Annotated in this window: 25 protein-coding genes and 1 pseudogene; 6 read left to right on the top strand and 20 right to left on the bottom strand. The window is 53.7% G+C overall.

What is annotated here, in order from left to right:
• Positions 1–56 precede the first annotated feature (56 nt).
• Both N7E69_RS10245 and N7E69_RS10240 read left to right on the top strand, forming a co-directional pair.
• Entirely contained in the window at positions 57–512 is a 456-nt protein-coding gene (locus N7E69_RS10245) for a hypothetical protein (protein ID WP_000432197.1), read from the top strand.
• The gene (locus tag N7E69_RS10240; protein WP_000146599.1) at positions 499–837 is read left to right on the top strand and encodes a membrane protein; all 339 of its coding nucleotides are present in this window, start codon (positions 499–501) and stop codon (positions 835–837) included. The genes N7E69_RS10245 and N7E69_RS10240 overlap by 14 nt, the downstream gene beginning before the upstream one ends.
• On the opposite strand, the gene N7E69_RS10235 is transcribed toward N7E69_RS10240, so the two are convergent.
• The 6 genes from N7E69_RS10235 to dnaB form a co-directional block, all read right to left on the bottom strand.
• A complete protein-coding gene (locus tag N7E69_RS10235; RefSeq protein WP_000155666.1) occupies positions 838–1,194 on the bottom strand; it encodes an MmcQ/YjbR family DNA-binding protein in 357 nt (118 codons plus the stop codon).
• 2 nt (positions 1,195–1,196) lie between these two features.
• Positions 1,197–1,613, bottom strand: a complete 417-nt coding sequence (locus N7E69_RS10230) for a secondary thiamine-phosphate synthase enzyme YjbQ (protein WP_000270392.1) — start codon at positions 1,611–1,613, stop codon at positions 1,197–1,199.
• Positions 1,614–1,741: 128 nt separating this feature from the next.
• On the bottom strand, positions 1,742–2,455 hold the full coding sequence (gene aphA, locus N7E69_RS10225) for an acid phosphatase AphA (protein WP_000724435.1): 714 nt from the start codon (positions 2,453–2,455) through the stop codon (positions 1,742–1,744).
• A 186-nt stretch (positions 2,456–2,641) separates the two neighbouring features.
• Positions 2,642–3,835, bottom strand: coding sequence for an aromatic amino acid transaminase (tyrB, locus tag N7E69_RS10220; RefSeq protein ID WP_000486902.1), 1,194 nt, complete (start codon positions 3,833–3,835; stop codon positions 2,642–2,644).
• Positions 3,836–4,020: 185 nt separating this feature from the next.
• Positions 4,021–5,100 carry an alanine racemase gene (alr, locus tag N7E69_RS10215; RefSeq protein ID WP_001147297.1) on the bottom strand — a complete coding sequence of 360 codons (1,080 nt, stop codon included), beginning with the start codon at positions 5,098–5,100 and terminating at the stop codon, positions 4,021–4,023.
• 31 nt (positions 5,101–5,131) lie between these two features.
• Positions 5,132–6,547: a replicative DNA helicase gene (gene dnaB, locus N7E69_RS10210; protein WP_000918353.1), complete on the bottom strand. Its 1,416-nt coding sequence runs from the start codon at positions 6,545–6,547 to the stop codon at positions 5,132–5,134.
• A gap of 64 nt (positions 6,548–6,611) precedes the next feature.
• On the opposite strand from dnaB, the gene N7E69_RS10205 reads away from it, so the two are divergent.
• Positions 6,612–7,595 carry a quinone oxidoreductase gene (locus N7E69_RS10205; RefSeq protein WP_000235558.1) on the top strand — a complete coding sequence of 328 codons (984 nt, stop codon included), beginning with the start codon at positions 6,612–6,614 and terminating at the stop codon, positions 7,593–7,595.
• 174 nt (positions 7,596–7,769) lie between these two features.
• On the opposite strand, the gene pspG is transcribed toward N7E69_RS10205, so the two are convergent.
• The 3 genes from pspG to N7E69_RS10190 all read right to left on the bottom strand — a co-directional run bounded on the left by pspG (position 7,770) and on the right by N7E69_RS10190 (position 10,576).
• Entirely contained in the window at positions 7,770–8,012 is a 243-nt protein-coding gene (pspG, locus tag N7E69_RS10200; protein WP_000891414.1) for an envelope stress response protein PspG, read from the bottom strand.
• 167 nt (positions 8,013–8,179) lie between these two features.
• Entirely contained in the window at positions 8,180–9,178 is a 999-nt protein-coding gene (gene dusA / locus N7E69_RS10195) for a tRNA dihydrouridine(20/20a) synthase DusA (protein WP_001182227.1), read from the bottom strand.
• 87 nt (positions 9,179–9,265) lie between these two features.
• The gene (locus tag N7E69_RS10190) at positions 9,266–10,576 is read right to left on the bottom strand and encodes a conjugal transfer protein TraF (RefSeq protein WP_001039337.1); all 1,311 of its coding nucleotides are present in this window, start codon (positions 10,574–10,576) and stop codon (positions 9,266–9,268) included.
• 246 nt (positions 10,577–10,822) lie between these two features.
• Here N7E69_RS10190 and zur point away from each other — a divergent pair, with 246 nt between their 5' ends.
• Positions 10,823–11,338, top strand: a complete 516-nt coding sequence (gene zur, locus N7E69_RS10185; protein ID WP_000416271.1) for a zinc uptake transcriptional repressor Zur — start codon at positions 10,823–10,825, stop codon at positions 11,336–11,338.
• A 98-nt stretch (positions 11,339–11,436) separates the two neighbouring features.
• On the opposite strand, the gene N7E69_RS10180 is transcribed toward zur, so the two are convergent.
• The 5 genes from N7E69_RS10180 to N7E69_RS10160 form a co-directional block, all read right to left on the bottom strand.
• On the bottom strand, positions 11,437–11,646 hold the full coding sequence (locus tag N7E69_RS10180) for a CsbD family protein (RefSeq protein WP_001030592.1): 210 nt from the start codon (positions 11,644–11,646) through the stop codon (positions 11,437–11,439).
• Between the two features lie 21 nt (positions 11,647–11,667).
• Positions 11,668–11,781 (bottom strand): hypothetical protein, encoded by a 114-nt coding sequence (locus N7E69_RS10175; protein ID WP_001575282.1) that lies wholly within the window; start codon positions 11,779–11,781, stop codon positions 11,668–11,670.
• On the bottom strand, positions 11,778–13,103 hold the full coding sequence (gene dinF, locus N7E69_RS10170) for an MATE family efflux transporter DinF (RefSeq protein WP_261743243.1): 1,326 nt from the start codon (positions 13,101–13,103) through the stop codon (positions 11,778–11,780). Before dinF ends, N7E69_RS10175 begins: the two co-directional genes overlap by 4 nt.
• Before the next feature lie 178 nt (positions 13,104–13,281).
• Positions 13,282–13,890: a transcriptional repressor LexA gene (lexA, locus tag N7E69_RS10165; protein WP_000646079.1), complete on the bottom strand. Its 609-nt coding sequence runs from the start codon at positions 13,888–13,890 to the stop codon at positions 13,282–13,284.
• Between the two features lie 108 nt (positions 13,891–13,998).
• Positions 13,999–14,367: a diacylglycerol kinase gene (locus N7E69_RS10160; protein ID WP_000002900.1), complete on the bottom strand. Its 369-nt coding sequence runs from the start codon at positions 14,365–14,367 to the stop codon at positions 13,999–14,001.
• A gap of 170 nt (positions 14,368–14,537) precedes the next feature.
• Between N7E69_RS10160 and plsB the strand changes: the two genes are divergently transcribed.
• Positions 14,538–16,958: a glycerol-3-phosphate 1-O-acyltransferase PlsB gene (gene plsB / locus N7E69_RS10155; RefSeq protein ID WP_000017360.1), complete on the top strand. Its 2,421-nt coding sequence runs from the start codon at positions 14,538–14,540 to the stop codon at positions 16,956–16,958.
• Positions 16,959–17,056: 98 nt separating this feature from the next.
• On the opposite strand, the gene ubiA is transcribed toward plsB, so the two are convergent.
• The 5 genes from ubiA to malK all read right to left on the bottom strand — a co-directional run bounded on the left by ubiA (position 17,057) and on the right by malK (position 22,258).
• The gene (gene ubiA, locus N7E69_RS10150; protein ID WP_000455249.1) at positions 17,057–17,929 is read right to left on the bottom strand and encodes a 4-hydroxybenzoate octaprenyltransferase; all 873 of its coding nucleotides are present in this window, start codon (positions 17,927–17,929) and stop codon (positions 17,057–17,059) included.
• 13 nt (positions 17,930–17,942) lie between these two features.
• Positions 17,943–18,440, bottom strand: a complete 498-nt coding sequence (ubiC, locus tag N7E69_RS10145; RefSeq protein ID WP_000019230.1) for a chorismate lyase — start codon at positions 18,438–18,440, stop codon at positions 17,943–17,945.
• Positions 18,441–18,620: 180 nt separating this feature from the next.
• The gene (gene malM / locus N7E69_RS10140; protein ID WP_000782490.1) at positions 18,621–19,538 is read right to left on the bottom strand and encodes a maltose operon protein MalM; all 918 of its coding nucleotides are present in this window, start codon (positions 19,536–19,538) and stop codon (positions 18,621–18,623) included.
• A gap of 163 nt (positions 19,539–19,701) precedes the next feature.
• Entirely contained in the window at positions 19,702–21,060 is a 1,359-nt protein-coding gene (locus tag N7E69_RS10135; protein ID WP_000973642.1) for a maltoporin, read from the bottom strand.
• Between the two features lie 88 nt (positions 21,061–21,148).
• Complete coding sequence (gene malK, locus N7E69_RS10130) at positions 21,149–22,258, bottom strand: maltose/maltodextrin ABC transporter ATP-binding protein MalK (protein ID WP_000179176.1); 1,110 nt, start codon at positions 22,256–22,258, stop codon at positions 21,149–21,151.
• 361 nt (positions 22,259–22,619) lie between these two features.
• Between malK and malE the strand changes: the two genes are divergently transcribed.
• Positions 22,620–23,810 (top strand): maltose/maltodextrin ABC transporter substrate-binding protein MalE, encoded by a 1,191-nt coding sequence (gene malE / locus N7E69_RS10125; protein WP_000695415.1) that lies wholly within the window; start codon positions 22,620–22,622, stop codon positions 23,808–23,810.
• Here malE and N7E69_RS24540 read toward each other — a convergent pair.
• Positions 23,759–23,899 (bottom strand): annotated as a pseudogene (locus tag N7E69_RS24540) (hypothetical protein); the annotation flags it as partial. The gene malE and the pseudogene N7E69_RS24540 sit on opposite strands and share 52 nt — an antisense overlap.
• Positions 23,900–23,927 lie beyond the last annotated feature (28 nt).

The following is a 23,927-nucleotide window of genomic DNA, read 5'->3' as shown; positions in this document are numbered from 1 at the left end:
CATTTGTGATTTGCGTGCCGCCTCGCTCTGACATGTGATAGCGCAAACGGTCTGTTATGGAAAACACCATGAAGTTGCCCTACGCAATCACACTACTGCTGTGCCTGTTTTTAGCCGCCTGTACGCTGCCTGACCGCTTTAGCGCCGTGGCTTTTCAACAACTGACGCTATTACAAACGCGCTCAACCCGCTTCCTGCAGGACGCGGCGCGAATACCGTGGCAAAAAGAGACACTGCTCAAGGATGACCGCGATATCCGCCAGACATTTTTTCAGGCTGAGCGGGTCGCCCGTCAAGGTGGGGATAAACACCGACTCGATAATCTGGCGCTGCTGAAAAATCACTATTTGCGTCTTTATGCGCGGGTTATGCAACGTAAGCAACCACTTACTCACATCCAGGCAGAGAGATACCAACAGCAAAATAATCAGGTCTGGAAATTAGCTATACAGGGTGAGTGTCTGCATTGGGGCGCCCACTGCACTCAAGGAGATGAAAATGGCGTCTATTAACGAAATACATTACCTGATGACCACCGCCCGGGCCGAACACCCTGTAGCGTCCTCGGCGATTGCCGAGTTTATCCAGACGTATAAGCAGGCAAGAGAAGACAGCGACGACGCTATCCGCGAGTCCGCCGCGTTTATCGCCCGCGCGCTTCAGGAACATGCTCGCGGCTGGCTGGACGACGACGATATGATTATTCTGCTGGAAGGACAGCGGGACCTCGCCAGGCTACGCGCCAATAATGCGCAAATCGCCCTCGGCAGCCGTATCCGGTCTACGGTCATCCGCCTCATTGATATCGCCCTGGCGTTGTTGGTCGGCGCGCTATAATCAGGACTGCGGCAACTGCTTGCGTTTATCTTCCGACAGCGCATTTACCGCCTGTTGATAAGAGGCATCGACCAGATAATAGAGTTGTGAATCCGGCAGCGAGCCGTCCAGATAGACCGTGCTCCAGTGCGCTTTATTAAGGTGCCGACTCGGTCGTACATCGCTGTGCTGCTGACGTAACAACTCTGCCAGTTCCGGGCTGGTTTTGAGAGAGGCTGCCGGGCGTCCTTCAACTTCTTTTACCATCGCGAAAAGTACATCTTCCACTTTAATTTGCGTCGCTTTCCAGTCGCTGTGGACGCTCTGCTCTGCGCCAGGTTTTGCCATGCAGTATTGCAGTAATTCCGAAATGGTCATTATCATTCCCCTTGTAGTGTCGCGATGATTTTACGTGGACCGCCGTGAATACGGTGCTCTCCCAACCAGATACCTTGCCATGTTCCTAACTGTAAACGCCCCTGGCGTACAGGCAGCAGCAACGAGACGCCCAATACTGACGACTTAATATGCGAAGGCATGTCATCCGCGCCTTCGTAGTCATGTTCATACGCCGCATTATCGGGAACGGTTTTCAGGAAATGGCGCTCCATATCAGCGCGCACGGTGGGATCGCAGTTTTCGTTTAGCGTCAGCGAGGCCGAGGTATGTAGCAACAACAGATGCAGCAAACCCGTTTCGACAGGCGGTAAGCCAGACAATTTATCGATAATTTCATCTGTTATCAGATGAAACCCGCGCGGCTTCTCGCTCAGTGTAATGGTGCGCTGATACCACATAGGCTGCTCCTTCCTAAAAACAAACGTCTCCTGAATAGTGTGCAGCAAGTCTGGAAAAGGTAAAAGCCAGCGGGGCAAGTTTGTGCAAAAATCATGCAAAAAAGGAGAGCCTGACGCTCTCCTGATTTTTAGTACTCCGAGTTGACAATGACTTCCTCGCCAAACGCTCCTGCCTGCGGCAGCGGTTTGTAGGTGGAGTTAGCCGCGCGCAGGATGCGAATACCGCGGATACCACAATCACGAGCCGCGGTAATATCGTTATCCGAATCGCCGTAGAAGATACGCATGTTCTTCTCCTGCAGCCACTGTACTTTCGTATTTTGTTCCGGTTTATCGCCGGCGAAAATCACCGGATTCATATTCGCCGCCGGAATATGGAAGTTATCCGCCAGCGTTTTCGACACGGTTTCCGTTTTCGTCTGACTACGACCAGTGACAAAGTAAATACTGTCGCCACGGCGAACATGCATATCAATGAGCTGTCGGGCCACTTCTTTTGGAATACTGAACTCATCCCAGCCGTTGTTCATTTTTTCCCAAAAGGCCGGATTTTTCAGATAATCGTCGCTGTCCGGGGAATAGGTTTTCTTTCCGCGCCAGAATCCGGGGCTGGAAAATAACACGGTGTCGTCAATATCAAAGCCGACCGCCATCGGCGGGCGTCCGGTGAGGCTGTTTTCAATCTGGGCGACAGAGACCCAATGGACAGGCGCTTGTTCCGCGAGTTTTGCAACATTAGTGCCCGGATTGAGTGTCGAAGGGGAAGATACTAACGCATTCGCGGAATGGTTTAGCGTAAACAACAAACAGACGGCACTCAGCGCCAGGGTTATTTTTTTCATGGTTTTCCCTTAAAATTCAAAATATTATAATTATTAAGATGAGTCTTTGCTCAAAAAACTATCTGACCATAACGCCAGTAACGGTCAAAAGGAAGGATTATCTGCGGTTTTGTTACGAAAAAAGAGGATGATCACAACAGCTATTGTCAGGCCGGAGGGCACTGTTATCGCCGTCCGGCCTGAATATTACATGACAGCGGCAAATGCCTTCGCCACGCGGTGTACATTTGAAGCATTAAGCCCGGCGACACACATGCGGCCACTGGCAATCAGGTAAACGCCAAACTCATCGCGCAACCGCTCGACCTGCTCCGCGCTTAACCAGGTATAGCTGAACATACCGCGCTGCTGTAACAAGTAATCAAAGTTGCGGTCAGGCATCTCCGCCTTCAGCTCCTTCACCAGCGTCTGGCGCATCGATATAATGCGGTTACGCATCGCGTCGACTTCCGCCAGCCAGCCCGCTTTTAACGCCTCATCGCCCAGGACCGTAGCGACCACCTGAGCGCCGAAACACGGCGGACTGGAGTAAATTCGGCGCACCGTCGCTTTTAGCTGTCCCAGAACCCGCGCGGCGATTTCAGCATCTTCACACACCACGGACAGGCCGCCGACGCGCTCGCCGTACAGCGAGAAAATCTTCGAAAAAGAATTACTGACTAACGCAGGTAACCCGGCGCTGGCAATGGCGCGAATAGCGTAAGCATCCTCGTCCATGCCTGCGCCAAACCCCTGATAGGCAATATCAAGGAACGGAATCAGATCGCGCGCTTTCACTATTTCAATCACCGCATCCCATTGCGAAGGCGTTAAATCCGCCCCGGTCGGGTTGTGACAACAGGGGTGCAGCAGCACGATACTGCACGCAGGTAACGTATTCAGCGTGGCCAGCAGATCGTTAAAACGGATGCCGTTAGTCGCGTCGTCATACCAGGGGTAAGTACTCACTTCGAATCCTGCCCCGGCAAATATCGCAATATGGTTTTCCCAGGTGGGGTCGCTCACCCATACGCCTGCGTCGGGGAAATAACGCTTCAGGAAATCCGCGCCTACTTTCAGCGCGCCGGAGCCGCCTAATGTCTGGATAGTGGCCACGCGCTGTTGCTGAAGAACCGGGTGATCGGCGCCAAAGAGCAAAGGCGCGATAGTATGGCGATAAGTATTGAGTCCTTCCATCGGCAGGTACAGCGAAGCGCCATGCGGCTGCGCGTTAAGCCGGGCTTCGGCTTCGGCCACCGTTTTGAGCTGTGGGATAATCCCGTCTTCGTTGTAATACAGGCCAATGCTCAGATTTACTTTGTCGTGACGGGAGTCGTCTTTAAAACGCTCCATCAGTGAAAGAATCGGATCGCCGGCATAGGCGTCAACTTTTTGAAACACGCGATGGTTCTCCAGGTTTACAGAGGGCAGGAAATAACACAATAAACCGGAAGGACGAGAAGATCGAGAGGATGTTGTGGTGGATGCGCATATTACCGGATAGCGGCGTGAACGTCTTATCCGGCCTACAGCCAATGCGCGATACAAGCCGGATAAGCGCAGGCGCCACCCGGCCCGCCGCGTATTTAATCAATATACTTCATCGCCACCCTTGAGGTCAGGCGCGTGATAAGTTCGTAAGCACTTACTTTTGTCATTTCAGCGATACGTTCAACCGGCAGACCTTCACCCCATAAGACCACCGGATCGCCCGCGTTATCCTGCGCGTTTGGCCCCAAATCTACGCAAATCATATCCATCGCCACCCGCCCGACAATCGGAACTTCACGACCATTGACCAGTACTGGCGTACCGGAAGGCGCCGCTCGTGGGTAGCCATCGCCATAACCCATCGCCACCACGCCCAGGCGCGTGTCGCGCTCACTCACCCATGTCCCGCCGTAGCCCACCGGTTCGCCCGCTTTGTGGTCACGCACCGCGATCAAACTGGAGGTTAAGGACATCACCGGCTGAAAACCAAAATCCGGCCCCCAGGGTTTGTGCTCCAGCGGCGATACGCCATACAAAATGATGCCCGGACGCGCCCAGTCAAAGTGAGACTGCGGCCACAGCAGGATACCGCCAGACGCGGCAATAGAGCGCTGACCGGGTTTACCCTGACAGAAGGCATTAAAAATGTCGAGCTGATGTTCGGTAGCGCCGCATTCCGGCTCATCCGCACGGGCAAAATGGCTGACGATATTCACCGGCTGGCGTACATTTTTACAGTGCGTCAGACGCTGGTAGAACGCCTCCGCCTCTTCGGGACGCACGCCGAGACGATGCATACCGGTATCCAGTTTCATCCAGACCGTTACCGGCTCCGCCAGCTCCACCGCCTCCAGGGCGGCAAGCTGCTCTTGATTATGTACGGCAGTATGCAGACATTGCGCGGAAATGGTCGGCAGATCGGCGGCGTCGAAAAAACCCTCCAGCAGCAGGATAGGCTGCGTGATCCCGCCCGCTCGCAGACGTAGAGCCTCTTCAAGACGCGCCACGCCAAAAGCGTCAGCATCAGGGAGCGTTCGCGCGGTCTCCAGAAGACCGTGTCCATAAGCGTTCGCTTTCACCACCGCAACCAGCTTACTGGCAGGCGCCAGTTCACGCAGACGTTGCAGGTTGTGTCGCAGAGCGCGGCGGTTAATGACGACTGTTGCCGCTTGCATTTGAATTCCTTGTTAACAGAATGACGGAGAGTTACTCATCATCGTATTGCGGTCCCGCATAGTTATCGAAGCGCGACCACTGACCATTGAACGTCAGACGAACCGTACCGATAGGACCGTTACGCTGCTTACCAATAATAATTTCAGCAATGCCTTTTAAGTCGCTGTTCTCGTGATAAACCTCATCACGGTAGATAAACATAATTAAGTCGGCATCCTGTTCAATAGAGCCGGATTCACGCAGGTCGGAGTTCACCGGACGTTTATCCGCGCGTTGTTCCAGGGAGCGGTTAAGCTGCGATAGCGCCACGACCGGCACCTGGAGTTCCTTCGCCAGCGCTTTCAACGAGCGAGAAATTTCGGCGATTTCCAGAGTACGGTTATCAGAAAGCGACGGCACACGCATCAATTGCAGGTAGTCGATCATAATCAGACTTAACCCGCCATGTTCGCGGAAAATACGCCGCGCGCGCGAACGGACTTCTGTCGGCGTAAGACCTGAGGAGTCGTCAATATACATATTGCGTTTCTCCAGCAGAATGCCCATCGTGCCGGAGATTCGCGCCCAGTCTTCATCATCGAGTTGACCGGTACGAATACGTGTCTGATCGACGCGGGACAGCGAGGCCAGCATACGCATCATGATCTGTTCGCCGGGCATCTCCAGGCTGAAGATCAGTACCGGTTTATCCTGCAACATCGCCGCATTTTCGCAGAGGTTCATCGCAAAAGTGGTTTTACCCATGGAGGGACGCGCCGCGACGATAATCAAATCCGAACGCTGTAACCCTGCCGTCTTTTTATTGAGATCCTGATAGCCGGTATCCACGCCTGTAACGCCATCGTGCGGTTGCTGGAACAACTGCTCAATACGCGCCACGGTAGCGTCGAGGATCTGGTCGATGCTTTTCGGACCTTCGTCTTTGTTGGCCCGGTTTTCCGCGATCTGGAAGACGCGCGACTCCGCCAGATCCAGCAGTTCGTCGCTATTGCGCCCCTGTGGATCGTAACCGGCGTCCGCAATTTCATGCGCCACCGCGATCATATCGCGGACCACGGCGCGTTCGCGCACAATGTCCGCATAAGCACTGATGTTCGCCGCGCTTGGCGTGTTTTTAGACAGTTCCGCCAGATAGGCGAAACCGCCGACGCTGTCCAGTTGGCCCTGCCGCTCCAGCGATTCCGCGAGCGTGATCAGGTCGATAGGACTGCCGCTTTCCTGCAAGCGCCCCATCTCCGTAAAGATATGGCGATGCGGACGGGTATAGAAATCTTCCGCCACCACGCGCTCGGCCACATCGTCCCAGCGCTCGTTATCCAGCATTAAACCGCCCAACACCGACTGTTCCGCTTCAATCGAGTGCGGCGGCACTTTTATCCCGGCAACCTGCGGATCGCGGTCGCGGGCATCAGTCTGTGGTTTGTTGAAGGGTTTATTTCCTGCCATAGTGAATGGAGTTACCGAGATAGTGATTGGGTCGAAAGATTACCACATTTCTTTTGGAGGAAGCATGGCAACGCGTATTGAATTTCACAAGCATGGTGGTCCGGAAGTGCTTCAGACCGTGGAGTTTACGCCAACGGAACCGGCGGAACACGAAATCCAGGTTGAGAACAAAGCCATTGGTATCAACTTCATCGACACCTATATCCGTAGCGGACTCTATCCGCCCCCGTCGTTGCCTGCGGGCCTGGGAACCGAAGCTGCGGGTGTGGTCAGTAAAGTCGGCAACGGCGTGGAGCACATTCGCGTCGGCGATCGCGTCGTCTACGCGCAGTCAACGCTCGGCGCTTACAGTTCCGTCCATAACGTCACCGCAGATAAAGCCGCGATTTTGCCTGACGCCATTTCTTTCGAACAGGCGGCAGCCTCTTTTCTCAAGGGATTGACCATTTTTTACCTGTTGCGCAAAACCTATGAAGTGAAACCCGACGAACCCTTCCTGTTTCATGCCGCTGCGGGCGGCGTCGGTCTGATCGCCTGCCAATGGGCGAAAGCGCTGGGCGCGAAGCTTATCGGTACCGTCGGTAGCGCGCAAAAAGCGCAGCGGGCGCTGGACGCCGGCGCCTGGCAGGTGATTAATTACCGTGAGGAGAGCATTGTCGAACGGGTAAAAGAGATCACCGGCGGCAAAAAAGTCCGCGTGGTCTATGACTCCGTGGGGAAAGATACCTGGGAAGCCTCACTGGACTGCCTGCAACGTCGGGGACTGATGGTCAGTTTCGGCAATGCGTCCGGCCCCGTCACTGGCGTGAATTTAGGTATTCTGAATCAGAAAGGTTCCCTGTATGCCACGCGACCTTCACTACAGGGGTATATTACGACGCGTGAAGAACTGACCGAAGCCAGCAATGAATTGTTCTCATTGATCGCCAGCGGCGTGATTAAAGTTGATGTGGCTGAAAATCAACGCTATGCGTTAAAAGATGCCCGTCGCGCGCATGAAGTGCTGGAAAGCCGGGCCACACAGGGCTCAAGCCTGCTGATTCCGTAATAGCTCTGCAAAGAAATTGGGCTTCCACCCGGGAAGCCCTTTCTTTTTTTGTTCGGCTGTATGTAGGGTACAGCGCGATGAATTCGTTACCTGCGCAATCATGACAGATTTAATAATCGATTCCTATTTGCTTGTGAGGGCAAAGTTCCAGGTTGTGACGAACCGCTCAATACCTTAGTAAAACCGACGGTTATTGCGCTGATACTGTGGGATTTTTGGCGTTTTTACTGCTTTGATCACCCACACCACAGCCACCGCCAGCAGTAGCCACGGTAACAGCTTGATCATCAGGGCGAACATTCCACCCAGGAACATGACGGCAGTCGCTACAACCAGCGCGGCCAGAATGCCCAGCAAGGAGACGCCCGTCACCATTAACATCAGAAAAAAGCCAAGCACAAAAAGTAGTTCCAGCATAGTCGCTCCCCATAAAGATGGCATTGCCCGGCGGCACGGCGCTTACCGGGTCTGGTCAGGTAAGCTATTACAAAAATCATGCCAATATTTATGTTTTTGATATATAAAGAAAACGCCCTGCAAGACTGCACAGAGCGTGGTGAGATTGACTAATTTTTGGCGAACTTTTAACGCTTGTCTGCTACCAGTTTTAGCGCCTGCTCCAGTACAGCAACATCCGCGCCAGCTTTATGGGCGTTTTCGCTCAGATAGCGACGCCACTGTCGCGCGCCGGGAATGCCCTGGAACAACCCCAGCATATGGCGAGTGATATGCCCCAGATACGCTCCCTGGCTCAATTCACGCTCAATATAGGGATACATCGCGCGAACCACCGCAACCGGGTCGGCATCGGTGGTATCGGCGCCAAAAATCTCCCGATCCACCGCGGCCAGTATACCCGGATTCTGATAAGCTTCGCGGCCAACCATGACGCCATCCATATGGCGCAGGTGCTCCTTCGCCTCTTCCAGCGATTTGATGCCGCCGTTAATGGACATGGTCAGGTGCGGAAAATCCCGCTTTAGCTGGTATACGCGCGGGTAATCCAGCGGCGGGATCTCACGATTTTCTTTCGGGCTTAAGCCAGAAAGCCAGGCTTTGCGCGCATGGATAATAAACATCTCGCATTCGCCCCGACCGGAAACCGTATCGATGAAATCACACAGAAACGCATAACTGTCCTGATCGTCAATACCAATGCGGGTTTTTACCGTTACCGGAATCGAGACGACATCACGCATGGCTTTAACACAATCGGCGACCAGTTGCGCATTGCCCATCAAACAGGCGCCAAACATACCATTTTGCACACGATCGGAGGGGCACCCCACGTTGAGGTTAATTTCATCGTAGCCACGCGCTTCCGCCAGCTTTGCACAATGCGCAAGCTGAGCCGGATCGCTTCCACCAAGCTGTAGAGCGACCGGATGCTCTTCTTCGCTATAAGCCAGATAGTCACCCTTACCGTGAATAATCGCGCCCGTGGTCACCATTTCGGTGTAGAGCAGCGTCTGGCGAGACAGCAAACGCAGGAAATAGCGGCAATGTCTGTCCGTCCAGTCGAGCATAGGCGCGATGGAGAAGCGATAAGCAGGGAAAGCGGAGGACTGGGTTTCAGGCTGCATGGCGAATAAATAAGCATCCGGTTAAAAAAGGGGCGTTACTATAGCATAACGCTAAACCGGAGGCGTAGCGCCTCCGGTGAAAGCACCTCAGAATGTCATCGTAAGCTGCGCGCCTGCCCCCCAGGTTTCATCTTCGCCGTACAGTCCCATTAAATCGAGATGCACACGGTTAAAGGGCGCAAAGCCAAGACCGCCGGTAACCACATTGCTATCGTTATTTTTCACATCCGCACGATACCCTGCGCGCACCGCCAGCCATGATAACGGTCGAACTTCAGCGCCGACGCCAACGTACTGTGAATTGTCTTCGCTCTTAAAGCCTTTCGTTTCCGTCAGATCGCCATCGGCGCTTACGGTCAGCAAATCGTTATGCCATGCGACGCCCGCGGTAACCAGGGGGCGGATTTGGTATGTATCTTTGTAGTTGGTGGTTTCTCCCGTCATACCATTAGTGATGTAAATATCTTTCGTATCGATATCGCGAGATACCAGATTTTGCCCGCTCAGCCCCAACGTCCAGTTTTCACCGATATCGGCAGCAAGCCCCGCATCAATGTTAAAACCCGTATCGTCATTGCGATAACGGCTGCTATTCCAGTCGCTACTGTCGTAGTTATAAATTGAGGTGGTGTAGTTATAGAGCCAGGTTTTTTGCAGTTTTGGCGTAACGCCAATGGAAACAGGCACCTCGCCCACCACAAACTGCTTCGCCAGTGCAATACCGTAGTCAGACACAATCGCTACCCGCCCCGACGCGGTAGAGTTTAAATGCTTTGTAATTTCGTCAGACCCCAGCAAAGCAGCGCGTCCTGCTTCACGAAGCGCGACACGTTCATCATGCTGGATATCGCGCAGATACTGAATATCGTTCTGATCAATGGACGAACTCACGCGCCCATGCGCATAACCTTTGGCGATAAACGCCACGGAAAGCGTTTGCCCTGGAATACTTACCGCCAACCCGGCGCCGGCATTGGCGCGGGCGGTTTTTCCGTTGAGATATTCCAGCTCATCGGCCAGGTCGCGCGCGGCGCCCTGAAATTGATTCAGCACGCCTCGCGGATTGAGCAGAATTTGCCCCAGCGTAAGGTTATCGACGACCTCATCGTAGTAATCCACTTTATCGCTGATATCGTCAATTTCATCCTGGAGATTGTCTTTATCCGTAATCTGGACGCCGACCGCAGGAAGGACAACAGTGATATTGTCTTCCGGTTTGGCTTTTGCCAGTAACGCCGGATTTAATAGTACTCCGCTGCCATAATTCGCGGACGCAACGCCCGTCCCGCCCATTGCGTCATTACGCGCTTCCGTCCAGGTATTGGCGGCGCTCGCCTGCTTTGCCATAAAAAGCGAGACCGCGATAGCAATCAGTGAAAGTTTGACGTTTTTGTTCACAGTTAGCCCATCTTATTATCAGGTGAAGTAATTCCTCCGCCACGCTTTACCGGACAGAGGCGAACTATTGCTGTGAAATAGTGATGTTAAATCCTGTTGTTATAATATCGACCCTCATTATGTATAGATGAGAATACTGGCGCGGAAAAGCTTAGCAGGCGATATATTGTCGCGGGGTAATTTCAGAGTTTTAAGCAGCTCGTGGTAAAGTAACGGATTAGACTTTCATGCCATTCGAGGTGCTACATGGAAAAGACCACAACGCAAGAGTTACTGGCGCAAGCTGAAAAACTCTGCGCGCAGCGCAACGTGCGCCTGACGCCTCAGCGCCTCGAAGTGCTGCGCCTGATGAGTCTGCAACAGGGTGCCATCAGCGCATACGATTTGCTCGATTTGCTGCGCGAAACGGAACCACAGGCCAAACCGCCCACCATTTACCGCGCGCTGGATTTTTTGCTCGAACAGGGTTTTGTCCATAAAGTGGAATCCACCAATAGTTATGTGGTTTGCCACCTGTTCGACCAGCCGACGCACAGCTCGGCCATGTTTATCTGCGATCGTTGCGGCGTGGTGAAGGAAGAGTGTGCCGAGGGCGTGGAAGACATCATGCATACGCTGGCGGCTAAAATGGGATTTGCGCTACGACATAACGTTATTGAGGCGCACGGTCTGTGCCCTGCGTGCGTAGAAGTGGAAGCGTGTCGCCATCCGGGCGACTGTGGTCACGATCACTCGGTGCTGGTGAAGAAAAAACCGCGTTAGCCTGAACGGAAAACGGGCGGCAGTAGAGAGGGGCACGCCCGCATTCATAAGCAAACAGTGGGAAGCACATCCATGTACTCCTGGTAGGGGAAAACATATTACCAGCGATAGTTGTTACGGGTTTCCCAGTCAACAACCTCTTTTTCCGCCTGATCTTTCTGGTAACCGTAACGCTCCTGGATTTTACCTACCAGTTGGTCGCGTTTACCTTCGATAACGGTCATATCGTCATCGGTCAGTTTGCCCCATTGTTCTTTCATTTTACCTTTAAACTGTTTCCAGTTACCGCCGGCTTCGTCTTTATTCATCATCTTGTCCTCATCATTCGGTTAGGAATAGCAGGTGTTATTCGCCCAAATGCACTGCAATTTCTGCTGGACGTGATAATAATTGTAGGCAGGAATTCGGCCTTCGGTTTTATATTCAGAATTTTTAACCGTCACGATCTGGCAAACCATGTACCCTCGCGCCAGTGACGACGCCAGATAAGGCTCAACGACAGACCGCGAAGCGCCAGGAACACGGTTAATGCCAGCCATAAACCATGATTTCCTAATACCGGCAGGGCGAAGAGCGTCAGCGCGAATCCTCCCGCGGCGACAGCCATGCTATTGCGCATTTCGGCAGCGCGCGTCGCGCCAATAAACATACTGTCGAGCAGATAGCACCATACGCCCACCAGCGGTAATACCACCTGCCAGATAAGATACCGATCCGCCAGTAGCTGTATTTGCGGCAATGAGGTCAGTAACGCGACAATATGTTCGCCTGCCAGGGCATAGACTGTGGAAAACAACAAGGCCACAATTCCTGACTGACGACACGCCGCTCGCCAGACGTCCAGTAGCTTGCTACCGTCACGCGCGCCGTAAGCCTGACCGGAGTGCGCCTCCACCGCATAAGCAAAACCGTCCAGCGCATAGGCCGTAAAGGTGAGTAAGGTCATCAGGACTGCATTTACCGCGATAATATCGCTGCCCAGCCGCGCGCCTGACACCGTGATTGCGCCAAAACAAAGCTGAAGGAGCAATGAGCGCAGCATGATATCGCGATTGAGCGCCAAAAGGCGGCGCACGTTGCCGCGCCAGGCCTGTTTTAGCATATCCAGCGACACACCGCGGAGATGGAGAACTTTACGTACCATCATGAGGCCGATCAGTAACGTGACATATTCTGCGATGACCGTCGCCAGGGCAGCACCCTGCACGTTCATATGAAGCCCCATCACCAGCCACAGGTCGAGCGCGATATTGAGGATATTGCCCACGACCAACAAGATAACCGGCGCCCGCGCATACTGAACGCCTAACAGCCAACCGAGCAGCACCAGATTCGCCAGTGACGCGGGAGCGCTTAGCCAACGAATTTCAAGGAAGCGTCTCGCTTGCACCAGGACAGCGTCGTTCCCGCCGACAATATGTAAAGCCAGCTCGATAAGCGGCGTGCGAAATAGCACAATCATCACGCCAGCGCCCAGCGCCAGTAATAACGGTTGAATGAGCGCCCGGGCTAACGCCTGCGGATTTTTGGCGCCAAATGCCTGCGCCGTTAGGCCGGTGGTGCTCATACGTAGAAATAGCAGCAGCATGAAAAGAAAGCTGGTGGCAGTCGCGCCCACCGCCACGCCGCCCAGGAAAACCGGGCTGTCCAGATGACCAATCACCGCCGTATCGACCAGCCCCAGCAAGGGGACGGTGATGTTAGAAAAAATCATCGGCAGCGCGAGATGCCAGAGAGCTTTATCAGAGGAGGTAAAAAGCGGCATGGAGAAAAGCCTGACAAGGAGTTAAACGAAACGAGCGCATTGCCGGATGGCAACGTAACGCCTTATCCGGCCTACAAATTAATCATCTCAGGAACTGCATTCCCGTAGGCCTGCTAAGCGCAGCGCCATCAGGCTGCACGATTGCCGGATGACGGCTTACAAGGAGATTAAAACGAGATTACAACCATTCCCCGTTGCGAATGACGCCTACCGCCAGCCCTTCAATCGTAAAGCTTTGTTCGCGCAGATCCACCACTATCGGTGTAAACTCGCTGTTTTCCGGCAGCAGCTCCACTTTATTGCCCTGCTTTTTCAGGCGTTTTACTGTCACTTCATCGTCAATGCGAGCGACAACCACCTGGCCATTACGGACGTCCTGCGTTTTATGTACCGCCAGCAAATCCCCATCCATAATACCGATGTCTTTCATCGACATACCGCTCACGCGCAGCAGGAAATCGGCGCTGGGTTTGAACAGCGAAGGATCGACCTGGTAATGGCCTTCAATATGCTGCTGCGCCAGAAGCGGTTCACCCGCCGCGACACGCCCGACAAGCGGTAATCCGTCCTCTTCTTCCTGTAACAGACGGATACCTCGCGATGCGCCGGAAACGATTTCAAGCACCCCTTTGCGCGCCAGCGCTTTAAGGTGTTCTTCCGCAGCGTTTGGGGAACGGAACCCCAAACGCTGCGCGATTTCCGCACGCGTCGGTGGCATACCTGTCTGGCTGATGTGATCCCGGATGAGATCAAACACCTCTTGTTGCCTGGCCGTTAACGCTTTCATTCCGCCCCCTGGGTGTATATACAGTCATGCTGTGAGTATATACAGTTAAAGGTGATTTTGGAACCACAAACGGCGCAAAAAACAAGAGATTTATAAAATTTGGAACCTTTATCGAAAATGTGACCATAACAGGATGCCCCAGGTCATCAGGGCAACGAAAATAGACAGTAGCACCGCAGCCGATCCCATATCTTTCGCACGGCCGGAAAGCTCATGGTATTCAGAACCGATGCGGTCAACGACCGCTTCAATAGCGCTGTTGAGGATTTCAACAATCATGATAAGTAAAACGGAACCTATCAATAACACACGGGTAATCGCATCCACATCCAGCCAGCAGGCGATGATGACGCCCAGCAATACCGCGATACTTTCCTGGCGAAACGCCGCTTCGTGAGTCCATGCGGCGCGAAATCCTTTCCAGGAATATCCTGCCGCTTTGATAATTCTGGTGAATCCAGTGGTATTATTGGCCATCAAAAGAACCTTTTTACATTATTAACGTCAATGACATTATACGGTTGCCCTGCACGATTCGGACTGCCGTAACGCAGCGCGAAGTATGACGGGATACAACAGAAATTCGCTAAACTTTCTGATATCCTTGCACCGCATTTGCATTATTAACCAGAGGCTTTACATCGTTTATGTCCGGCTGGCCACGAATTTACTACAAATTACTGAATTTACCATTAAGCATACTGGTAAAAAGCAAGTCTATTCCGGCGGAACCCGCCCAGGAATTGGGGCTCGATACTTCTCGCCCCATTATGTATGTCTTGCCATACAACTCAAAAGCGGACTTACTGACGCTGCGGGCGCAATGTCTGGCGCACGATCTCCCGGATCCGCTGGAGCCGCTGGAGATCGACGGCGCGCTGTTGCCACGCTATGTATTTATTCACGGCGGACCGCGTGTCTTTACCTATTACACGCCAAAAGAAGAGTCGGTGAAACTTTTTCACGATTATCTCGATCTGCATCGGAGTAATCCGGCTTTGGACGTGCAGATGGTGCCCGTTTCCGTGATGTTTGGCCGCGCGCCGGGTCGTGAAAAGGGAGAAGATAACCCGCCTTTACGTATGCTGAACGGCGTACAGAAATTCTTTGCCATCTCCTGGCTGGGTCGCGATAGCTTTGTCCGATTCTCGCCGTCCGTCTCATTGCGTCGTATGGCTGATGAACACGGCACCGATAAAATCATCGCGCAGAAGCTGGCTCGCGTGGCGCGTATGCACTTTGCTCGCCAGCGCCTGGCGGCGGTTGGCCCACGCCTGCCCGCCCGTCAGGATCTGTTTAACAAACTGCTGGCCTCGAAAGCGATCGCCCGCGCGGTAGAAGACGAAGCGCGCAGTAAAAAAATCTCTCATGAAAAAGCGCAGCAAAACGCCATTGCGCTGATGGAAGAGATCGCGGCGAACTTCTCTTACGAGATGATTCGTTTGACCGACAGGATTTTGGGGTTTACCTGGAACCGTCTTTACCAGGGAATTAACGTGCATAACGCCGAGCGCGTACGCCAACTGGCGCACGACGGGCATGAAATCGTCTATGTACCCTGTCACCGCAGCCATATGGACTACTTGCTCCTTTCTTATGTACTGTACCATCAGGGACTGGTTCCGCCGCATATTGCCGCCGGTATTAACCTTAATTTCTGGCCCGCTGGCCCGATTTTCCGTCGTCTGGGCGCGTTCTTTATTCGTCGCACCTTTAAGGGGAATAAACTCTATTCCACCGTCTTTCGCGAATACCTGGGCGAACTGTTCAGCCGCGGTTACTCGGTTGAGTATTTTGTCGAAGGAGGACGTTCGCGTACCGGACGTTTGTTAGACCCGAAAACCGGCACCCTGTCGATGACTATCCAGGCGATGCTGCGCGGCGGTACCCGTCCAATTACGTTAGTGCCTATTTACATCGGCTATGAGCACGTCATGGAAGTGGGCACCTATGCGAAAGAACTGCGCGGCGCGACAAAAGAGAAAGAGAGCCTGCCGCAGATGCTGAAAGGCTTGAGCAAGCTGCGCAATCTGGGTCAGGGCTACGTTAACTTTGGCGAACCGATGCCGCTCATGACGTACCTGAACCAGCATGTGCCGGAGTGGCGCGAATCTATCGACCCTATAGAGGCCATACGCCCAGCCTGGCTGACGCCGACGGTAAATAGTATCGCCGCCGATCTGATGGTGCGTATTAACAACGCTGGCGCGGCAAACGCGATGAACCTGTGTTGTACCGCGCTGTTAGCGTCGCGTCAGCGCTCGCTCACCCGCGAGCAGCTCACCGAGCAGCTTGATTGCTATCTCGATCTGATGCGCAATGTCCCTTATTCCACAGACTCAACCGTTCCTGCCGCCAGCGCTGGCGAGCTCATCGCTCACGCGCTGCAGATGAATAAGTTTGAGGTCGAGAAAGACACCATTGGCGATATCATCATCCTGCCGCGCGAGCAGGCGGTGTTGATGACCTATTATCGTAACAATATCGCGCATATGTTGATTATGCCTTCGCTGATGGCGGCGATTATCACCCAGCATCGTCGCATTTCGCGTGATGCGTTGCAGCAGCATGTTGAAGCGCTCTATCCGATGTTAAAAGCGGAGCTGTTCCTGCGCTGGGAGCGCGAGGAGTTAGCCTCGGTCATTGACGCTCTGGCCAGTGAAATGCAGCGTCAGGGGCTAATTACCCTGCAGGATGATGAACTGCATATCAACCCGACGCATTCCCGTACGCTGCAGCTGCTGGCGGCAGGCGCGCGCGAAACGCTACAGCGTTATGCCATTACGTTCTGGCTGTTGAGCGCCAATCCGTCCATCAACCGCAGTACGCTGGAGAAAGAAAGCCGTACCGTGGCGCAACGTCTGTCTGTCCTGCACGGTATTAACGCGCCGGAGTTTTTCGACAAAGCGGTGTTCAGTTCACTCGTGTTGACGCTACGGGATGAGGGTTATATCAGTGATACGGGCGATGCCGAACCGGCAGAAACGATGAAGATATATCAGATGCTTGCCGATCTGATTACCTCTGATGTCCGTCTGACGATTGAAAGCGCGACGCAGGGCGAGTAAGCCCGTGCCTGAAATGCCCGATGGCGTAAGCTTATCGGGCAACTGATATGACGTATTGAATATTTTGGCTTTGTAGGCCGGGTCCGCCCGGCATGACATCAGAAGTGCCAGTAACTCATCGCCAGCCCTAAAAATAGCACCAGGCCAACGTAGTTATTGTTCATAAAGGCTTTAAAGCAGGCTTCACGCTCACGGTTCGCAATCAGTTTTTGCTGGTAGACAAACAGCGCGCCCGCCACCAGCACAGCCCAGTAATATCCCCATCCCAGACCATTCAACCAGCCGATCAGCGCCATTAACGCCATGACGCCAAGCTGCAGAATCCCGATAATCAATGTGTCATAACGACCAAACAGGATCGCCGTCGATTTAATGCCTATCTTGATATCATCATCTCTGTCGACCATCGCATATTGCGTATCGTAAGCCACTGCCCAGAGAATATTGGCGAGGAACATTAGCCAGCAGCTCAACGGCAGGGATTCGCTCACCGCGGCGAACGCCATGGGGATTGACCAGCCGAAAGCGGCCCCCAGCACGACCTGCGGCAGGTGGGTGTAGCGTTTCATAAAGGGATAAACCCAGGCCAACGCCAGCGCCGCCACGGAAAGCAGAATCGTCATGGCGTTCAGCGTCAGCACCAACAGAAACGCCAGCAGCACCAGCACCACAAACAGGTTGCGCGCTTCTTTCTCTGTCACGGCGCCGCTGGGTAAAGGTCGGTTGACCGTACGTTTTACATGTCCGTCAAATTTACGATCGGCATAATCATTCACCACGCAGCCCGCCGCGCGCATTAACCACACGCCAGCGACAAAAACTGCCAAAATCCACAGCTGAGGCATACCCGGCGTCGCCACCCATAGCGCCCAAAGCGTCGGCCAGAGCAGCAGCAACGCGCCAATAGGCTTATCTGTACGCATCAAACGGTGAAACGCCAGCAGCTTACTCTGCGTCAGACTCCACTCCATCTTTATCTTCCTCTCAGTACAGCGGCGATGCAGGTAAAAAAAGCTCGGTAAGCAACAGCGGTTTTCCGCTCAACCGCAGTCGAGAGCGGCGCCCCCACAGCGTTGCATCGCGTCCAATTTCAATAAAATCGCGGGTCAGTGTCGATGATGTAAATAGATAACGTCCAAGCGGGGTTTTACCCAGATGTTGTAAGACCTGTTCAGGTCCGCACAGCGTGGATTCCGGTACCACGGTACGTCCGGCAAGCCAGGGCTCGCCGTCAGCGCAAAGCAGTATCTCACGTAACCAGTAGCGGGATTCTGATGGCAGTAAACCTGATGCTTCCTCGACCTCACTTTGGCCGACAAACGCTTCCCGAATCAGCGTCACGCTTACCCGCTTTCCCTGCTGCTCAAAACGTTTAGTCATAGAATCTTCCAGCAACAGCCAGTCCAGCAAATGGGGTTCAAGCGCAGGAATCGCATCAAAATAGCGCAGCGCACGCAGTCGCGTTAACGCAGGGTGTGACATGCCTTACTCTCCGATTCATAACCTAAAGTCATTGTATCTCAGAAAAGACATTACGGGGGGCGCAATCACAATTAAGTGATCTGTTGCGCAACAAAAAAATAACAATTCGCATGAAATGACAAAAAAAGGTGCGCCAGGAGACGCACCAGTTGCTGCAAAATCAGCACTGTGGGGAAACAATTACCCCTTGCCTTTTACACTGCTGATAAAGGTGGAACGGGCAGATGTCGATCCCAGACGTTCGGCCTCATCAAGCAGTTTCAGCGCTTTATCGACGTCGCCTTTCGCTACGGCATCCTTAATCGCTTTATTAAAGTAGCTTTCCGTATCGTTCAACATCGGTTCGCTTTTCTTCGGCGCGACTGGCGCTGGCGCAGCGACCGGCGCGGCGGTATTGCCTACCGTTACCGGCCCGGTACCGGACGAGCCAAACAACGGCCCGACCAATACGCTGGAGCTGCTGTTGGTTTTTACCTTCAGTTTCACCACGCCGTCAGTGGTATGGCGAGCAACTGGATCGGGAATATCCGGGATAGAGTTACCGACGCCTTTGGCATAGGCTTTTGCCGGATCGAGCAGCGTAGTGGTTTGCTGAAGATCTTTTTCGGTCGTAAACACCAGAACATAGAGTTTCTGCTGTCCCAACGCAGGCGTCAGGCGCATCACGCCTTCCAGCCGGTCTGCGCTCATGACGCCCGGCTGCTGATAAGTAAAGTAACTGCTGGGGAAGAACGCCGAAGGCGTCATATTTTGGTCAAGAATCAACACGTTTGGCGCAAAAACGCTGGCTTGCTTATTAACCTCGCTGGTCAGAGTTAATGTCAGCTCGCCGATATTCGCCGGAACGCTATAAGCGGCGACCGGGCCGGTAATGCCGGCGACGTCAAGGCGCTGGCCACCCGTCGCCAGTTGGGTAAACTGCGTTTTTGACTGATCTACAGGCGTCCAGGTTAATTGCTGTAGCGCAGCAGCAGGAATAGCGGGCGCGGCGCTGGTATTTTGCGGTACATAGTTCACTTCCGCCAGGCTGATACCCGGCACGCTGGCGAACAGCCCTGCGGTTAAACAGAGGGCGACGAGACTTTTCTTCATTTTCATTATTCTCACCTCAATAAGGCGGGTTCAGCGGTAGCCAGGCAATAGCGCGCCAACCCAAACATATCGCCGAATGGCGGCTGGCGCCTTATTCGGCTTACAAGCATCATCAGACCTGATGTTTCAGAGGGGCTTGCGCCCCTCGTTACGTCAGATGACCATCGTATTACCACCAGATTTCCATCTGGGCGCCGAAGGTCCACTCATCGCTATCGCCACGGCTGTTGGTGGAAATGCCGGAGTTAGTCGCTGCGGCATAACGGGAAATGTTATCGCCGTCTTTGATATAGCCCCATTTCTCATCCCATTTCGCGTAGGTGGCGAAAATACGGATAGCCGGACGCGACCAGATGCTGTCGCCCGCCTGCCACTGTTGCGCCAGGGTGATTTTATATTGATTGTTACGATCGCCGGTCTGCTGAGATTTCACGTTGTCGTAGCCGACTTCCAGCAGGGTACTCATGATTGGCGTCCACTTGTACATTGGACGTACGCCCACGGTCCACCACTCAGTACCCAGGTTATTATCCCAATCGATATTCTGGTACATACCGACGTACATCAAATCCCATTTATCACCAAGCGAGATGGCGCCATGATCCAAAATACGCCACATATCGCCATTATTGTTGATGACCTTATTGGCATAATTAATTTTGGTTCCATCAGGCAATTCTTCAGTGAAAGATGAAGAACCGTCGGAACCGCGCGCCTGGCCTTTACCCTGCGTGGTCATGGCATCGGTGGCATATTGCACGACAAACTTGTTATAGCCTTTCAACATGCTTTGCGTGTGTTCGGCGGTGAACATCCAGCCGTCTTTCGATGCCCCATCCGCCAGCTTATAACCATCGGTCGTATTGGCGCGACCGTAGTCAACGCCCAGCTCCAGTACGCCGTCCGGGTTCGTTTGCAGACCAGCCAGACGTACGTCAAAGACGTCGTTAGCGGTATCTTTTACTTCATCATAAATATTCTGGCTGCTGAAGGTGTAAGAGCCGCCCGCTTCAGTAGACCGGGTCGCCGCCAGCGAAAGCTTACCGAAGCCCAGATCGATATTTTCGATACCCGCGCCAGGACCTGAAATATCCCAGTAGTAGAAGTCGATCATGTGTACGTCATGACGCTGATAGAAGCGCTTACCGGCCCAGATGGTAGAGCCCGGCAGCCATTCAATCAGGTTTTTACCCTGCACGTTCGCTTCGCGGAAGGCGGGATCGGTCGATTCCCAGTCGTTCTGCTGGTTAACCGAATAGGCGACGTTGGTGTCGAAATAGAAGCTCTTATCGCCCTCTTTCCACACTTCCTGGCCCAGTTTCAGTTCCGCATAGGTTTCACATTCGTTACCAAGACGGTATTTACTTTGGGCACCCGTTGCCTGGAAACACTGTTGTTCGCCACCGCTTCCCGTCCAGCCAATACCGGAACGGGCGTAACCGTGGAAATCGACAGCCATTGCCTGAGCGGACATTACGCCCGCTGCGACAGCAACCGCCAGTGGGAGTTTGCGCAGAGTAATCATCATTCTATCTCCTGAGATCATTGCTTTTCTTTAAACGCTGCCACCTTCTAAAACTGCGAATGGTTTTGCGTTTCGTTTTTTTATGGAGGCCTTAAACACCCGGCTCTTGATGCAGACGACGACATGCGCTGCCATCCTCGCGGAACAGATGACAGCGCTCTGGCGGCAGGCCGATAGCGAATGTGGCGCCCTCTTCTACCAACACCACGTCATTCTGGCGATAAACCAGGTTTTGACGGATGGCGGGGATCTGGATATGAATTTGTGTTTCGTGCCCTAACTGCTCGACCACCTGGACTTCGCCTTCCAGGGTGACATCGGCGATATCGCTCGGCAGCAGGTGTTCCGGCCGAATGCCTAAAGACATATTGGCGCCGACCTGCACGCCGCGACTTTCTACCGGCAGCCAGATTTGCTGGCGATTCGGCAGTTCGACCTGGACTTGTTCAATCGCGGTGGCGGTCACTTTCACCGGCAGGAAGTTCATCTTCGGCGAGCCGATGAAGCCCGCGACAAAACGGTCCGCCGGATAGTGGTACAGCTCCAGCGGCTTACCGACCTGCGCGACGCGACCGGCGTCCAGCACCACGATTTTGTCGGCCAGGGTCATCGCCTCGACCTGATCGTGGGTGACGTAAATCATCGTGCGGCCCAGACGTTTATGCAGGCGAGAAATTTCAATGCGCATCTGCACGCGTAGCGCGGCATCCAGGTTAGAGAGCGGTTCATCCAGCAAAAACACACGCGGCTCCGCCACCAGCGTGCGGCCAATCGCTACGCGCTGACGCTGCCCGCCGGAAAGCGCTTTTGGCTTACGTTCCAGCAGATGCGCCAGTTGCAGCACTTCCGCCACCTGGTTGACGCGTTGATTCATTACCTCTTTTTTGGCGCCCGCCAGCTTGAGGCCGAAAGACATGTTTTCTGCAACGGAGAGATGGGGATAGAGCGCATAAGACTGGAATACCATGCCCACGCCGCGCTCGGCAGGCGGGATATCATTCATACGGGTTTCCCCGATAAACAGGTCGCCACTGGTGATGGTTTCAAGCCCGGCGATCATACGCAGCAAGGTCGATTTACCACAGCCTGACGGTCCGACAAACACCACGAACTCCCCGTCATGGATATCGAGGTTAATATCTTTCGATACCACCACGTCACCCCAGGCTTTCGTTACATTTCGTAGCTGTACGCTCGCCATGCCTTTCTCCCTTCGTTACAACCTGTCATTGACAGCAACATTCATGATGGCCTGACTATGCGCGATCCCTGACTGGGGTAAATCCTCCACCCCCCGGCTTTTTTATGGGGGAGGAGGCGGGAGGATGAGGACACAGCGCCTGAGACCACGAGTGCGGGCAGAAAAGGAATTTCGTGATGCCGCCCGCAAAAATCGGCGTGTTTTTGTGTGCGCCAGCACGCATTACTCACATTTATGCAACACAGATCACATAAAGCCGGGGTGGGGCGTAGGGGTAGGGAGGATGGAAAGAGGTTGTCGTATAAAGAAACTAGAGACCGTTAAACCACCTCTGTGTACATCACCAAAAAGGATGGGAGATATGAAGATTAAAACTGGCGTAGGCATCCTCGCATTATCCGCACTTACGACGATGATGATTTCCGCCCCGGCTCTCGCCAAAATTGAAGAAGGTAAACTGGTTATCTGGATCAACGGCGACAAGGGTTATAACGGTCTGGCCGAGGTCGGTAAAAAATTTGAGCAAGACACCGGCATTAAAGTGACCGTTGAGCACCCGGATAAGCTGGAAGAGAAATTCCCGCAGGTGGCTGCCACCGGCGACGGTCCTGACATTATCTTCTGGGCGCACGACCGTTTTGGCGGCTACGCGCAGTCTGGTCTGCTGGCGGAGGTCACTCCGGATAAAGCGTTTCAGGACAAACTCTATCCGTTCACCTGGGATGCGGTACGTTATAACGGCAAGCTGATCGCCTACCCCATCGCCGTTGAAGCCCTCTCCCTGATTTATAACAAAGACCTCGTCCCGAACCCGCCGAAAACCTGGGAAGAGATCCCGGCGCTGGATAAAGAGCTAAAAGCGAAAGGGAAGTCGGCGATAATGTTCAACCTGCAAGAGCCGTATTTCACCTGGCCTTTGATCGCCGCTGACGGCGGTTACGCGTTCAAATTTGAAAACGGCAAGTATGACGTGAAAGACGTTGGCGTCGACAACGCCGGCGCGAAAGCGGGCCTGACTTTCCTGATCGATATGATCAAGAACAAAAATATGAGCGCCGATACCGATTACTCCATCGCCGAAGCAGCCTTCAATAAAGGCGAAACGGCAATGACCATCAACGGTCCGTGGGCATGGTCGAACATCGACAAGAGCAAAGTCAACTACGGTGTCACCCTGCTGCCGACCTTCAAAGGTAAACCCTCGAAACCGTTCGTCGGCGTGCTGAGCGCGGGGATTAACGCTGCCAGCCCGAACAAGGAGCTGGCGAAAGAGTTCCTCGAAAACTACCTGCTGACCGATCAGGGTCTGGAAGCGGTGAACAAAGATAAACCGCTGGGCGCCGTGGCGCTGAAATCTTTCCAGGAGCAGTTAGCGAAAGACCCCCGTATCGCCGCCACCATGGATAACGCCCAGAAAGGCGAGATCATGCCGAATATTCCGCAGATGTCCGCCTTCTGGTATGCGGTACGTACGGCTGTGATCAACGCCGCCAGCGGCCGTCAAACCGTGGATGCCGCGCTGAAAGATGCACAAAGCCGTATCACTAAGTAATGCCGTGAGCCTGTGCCGGATGGCGGCATAAATGCCTTATCCGGCCTACAACACACCGTAGGCCTGATAAGCGCAGCGCCATCAGGCACATCTCCGGCCAGGAAGTTTCAACGCTGT

It is taken from the genome of Salmonella sp. 3C (genome assembly GCF_025426275.1).
Classification (GTDB): Bacteria; Pseudomonadota; Gammaproteobacteria; order Enterobacterales; family Enterobacteriaceae; genus Salmonella; species Salmonella enterica.
Note: the sequence above shows the minus strand (reverse complement) of the source record. Positions and strands in the feature narration are given on the sequence as shown.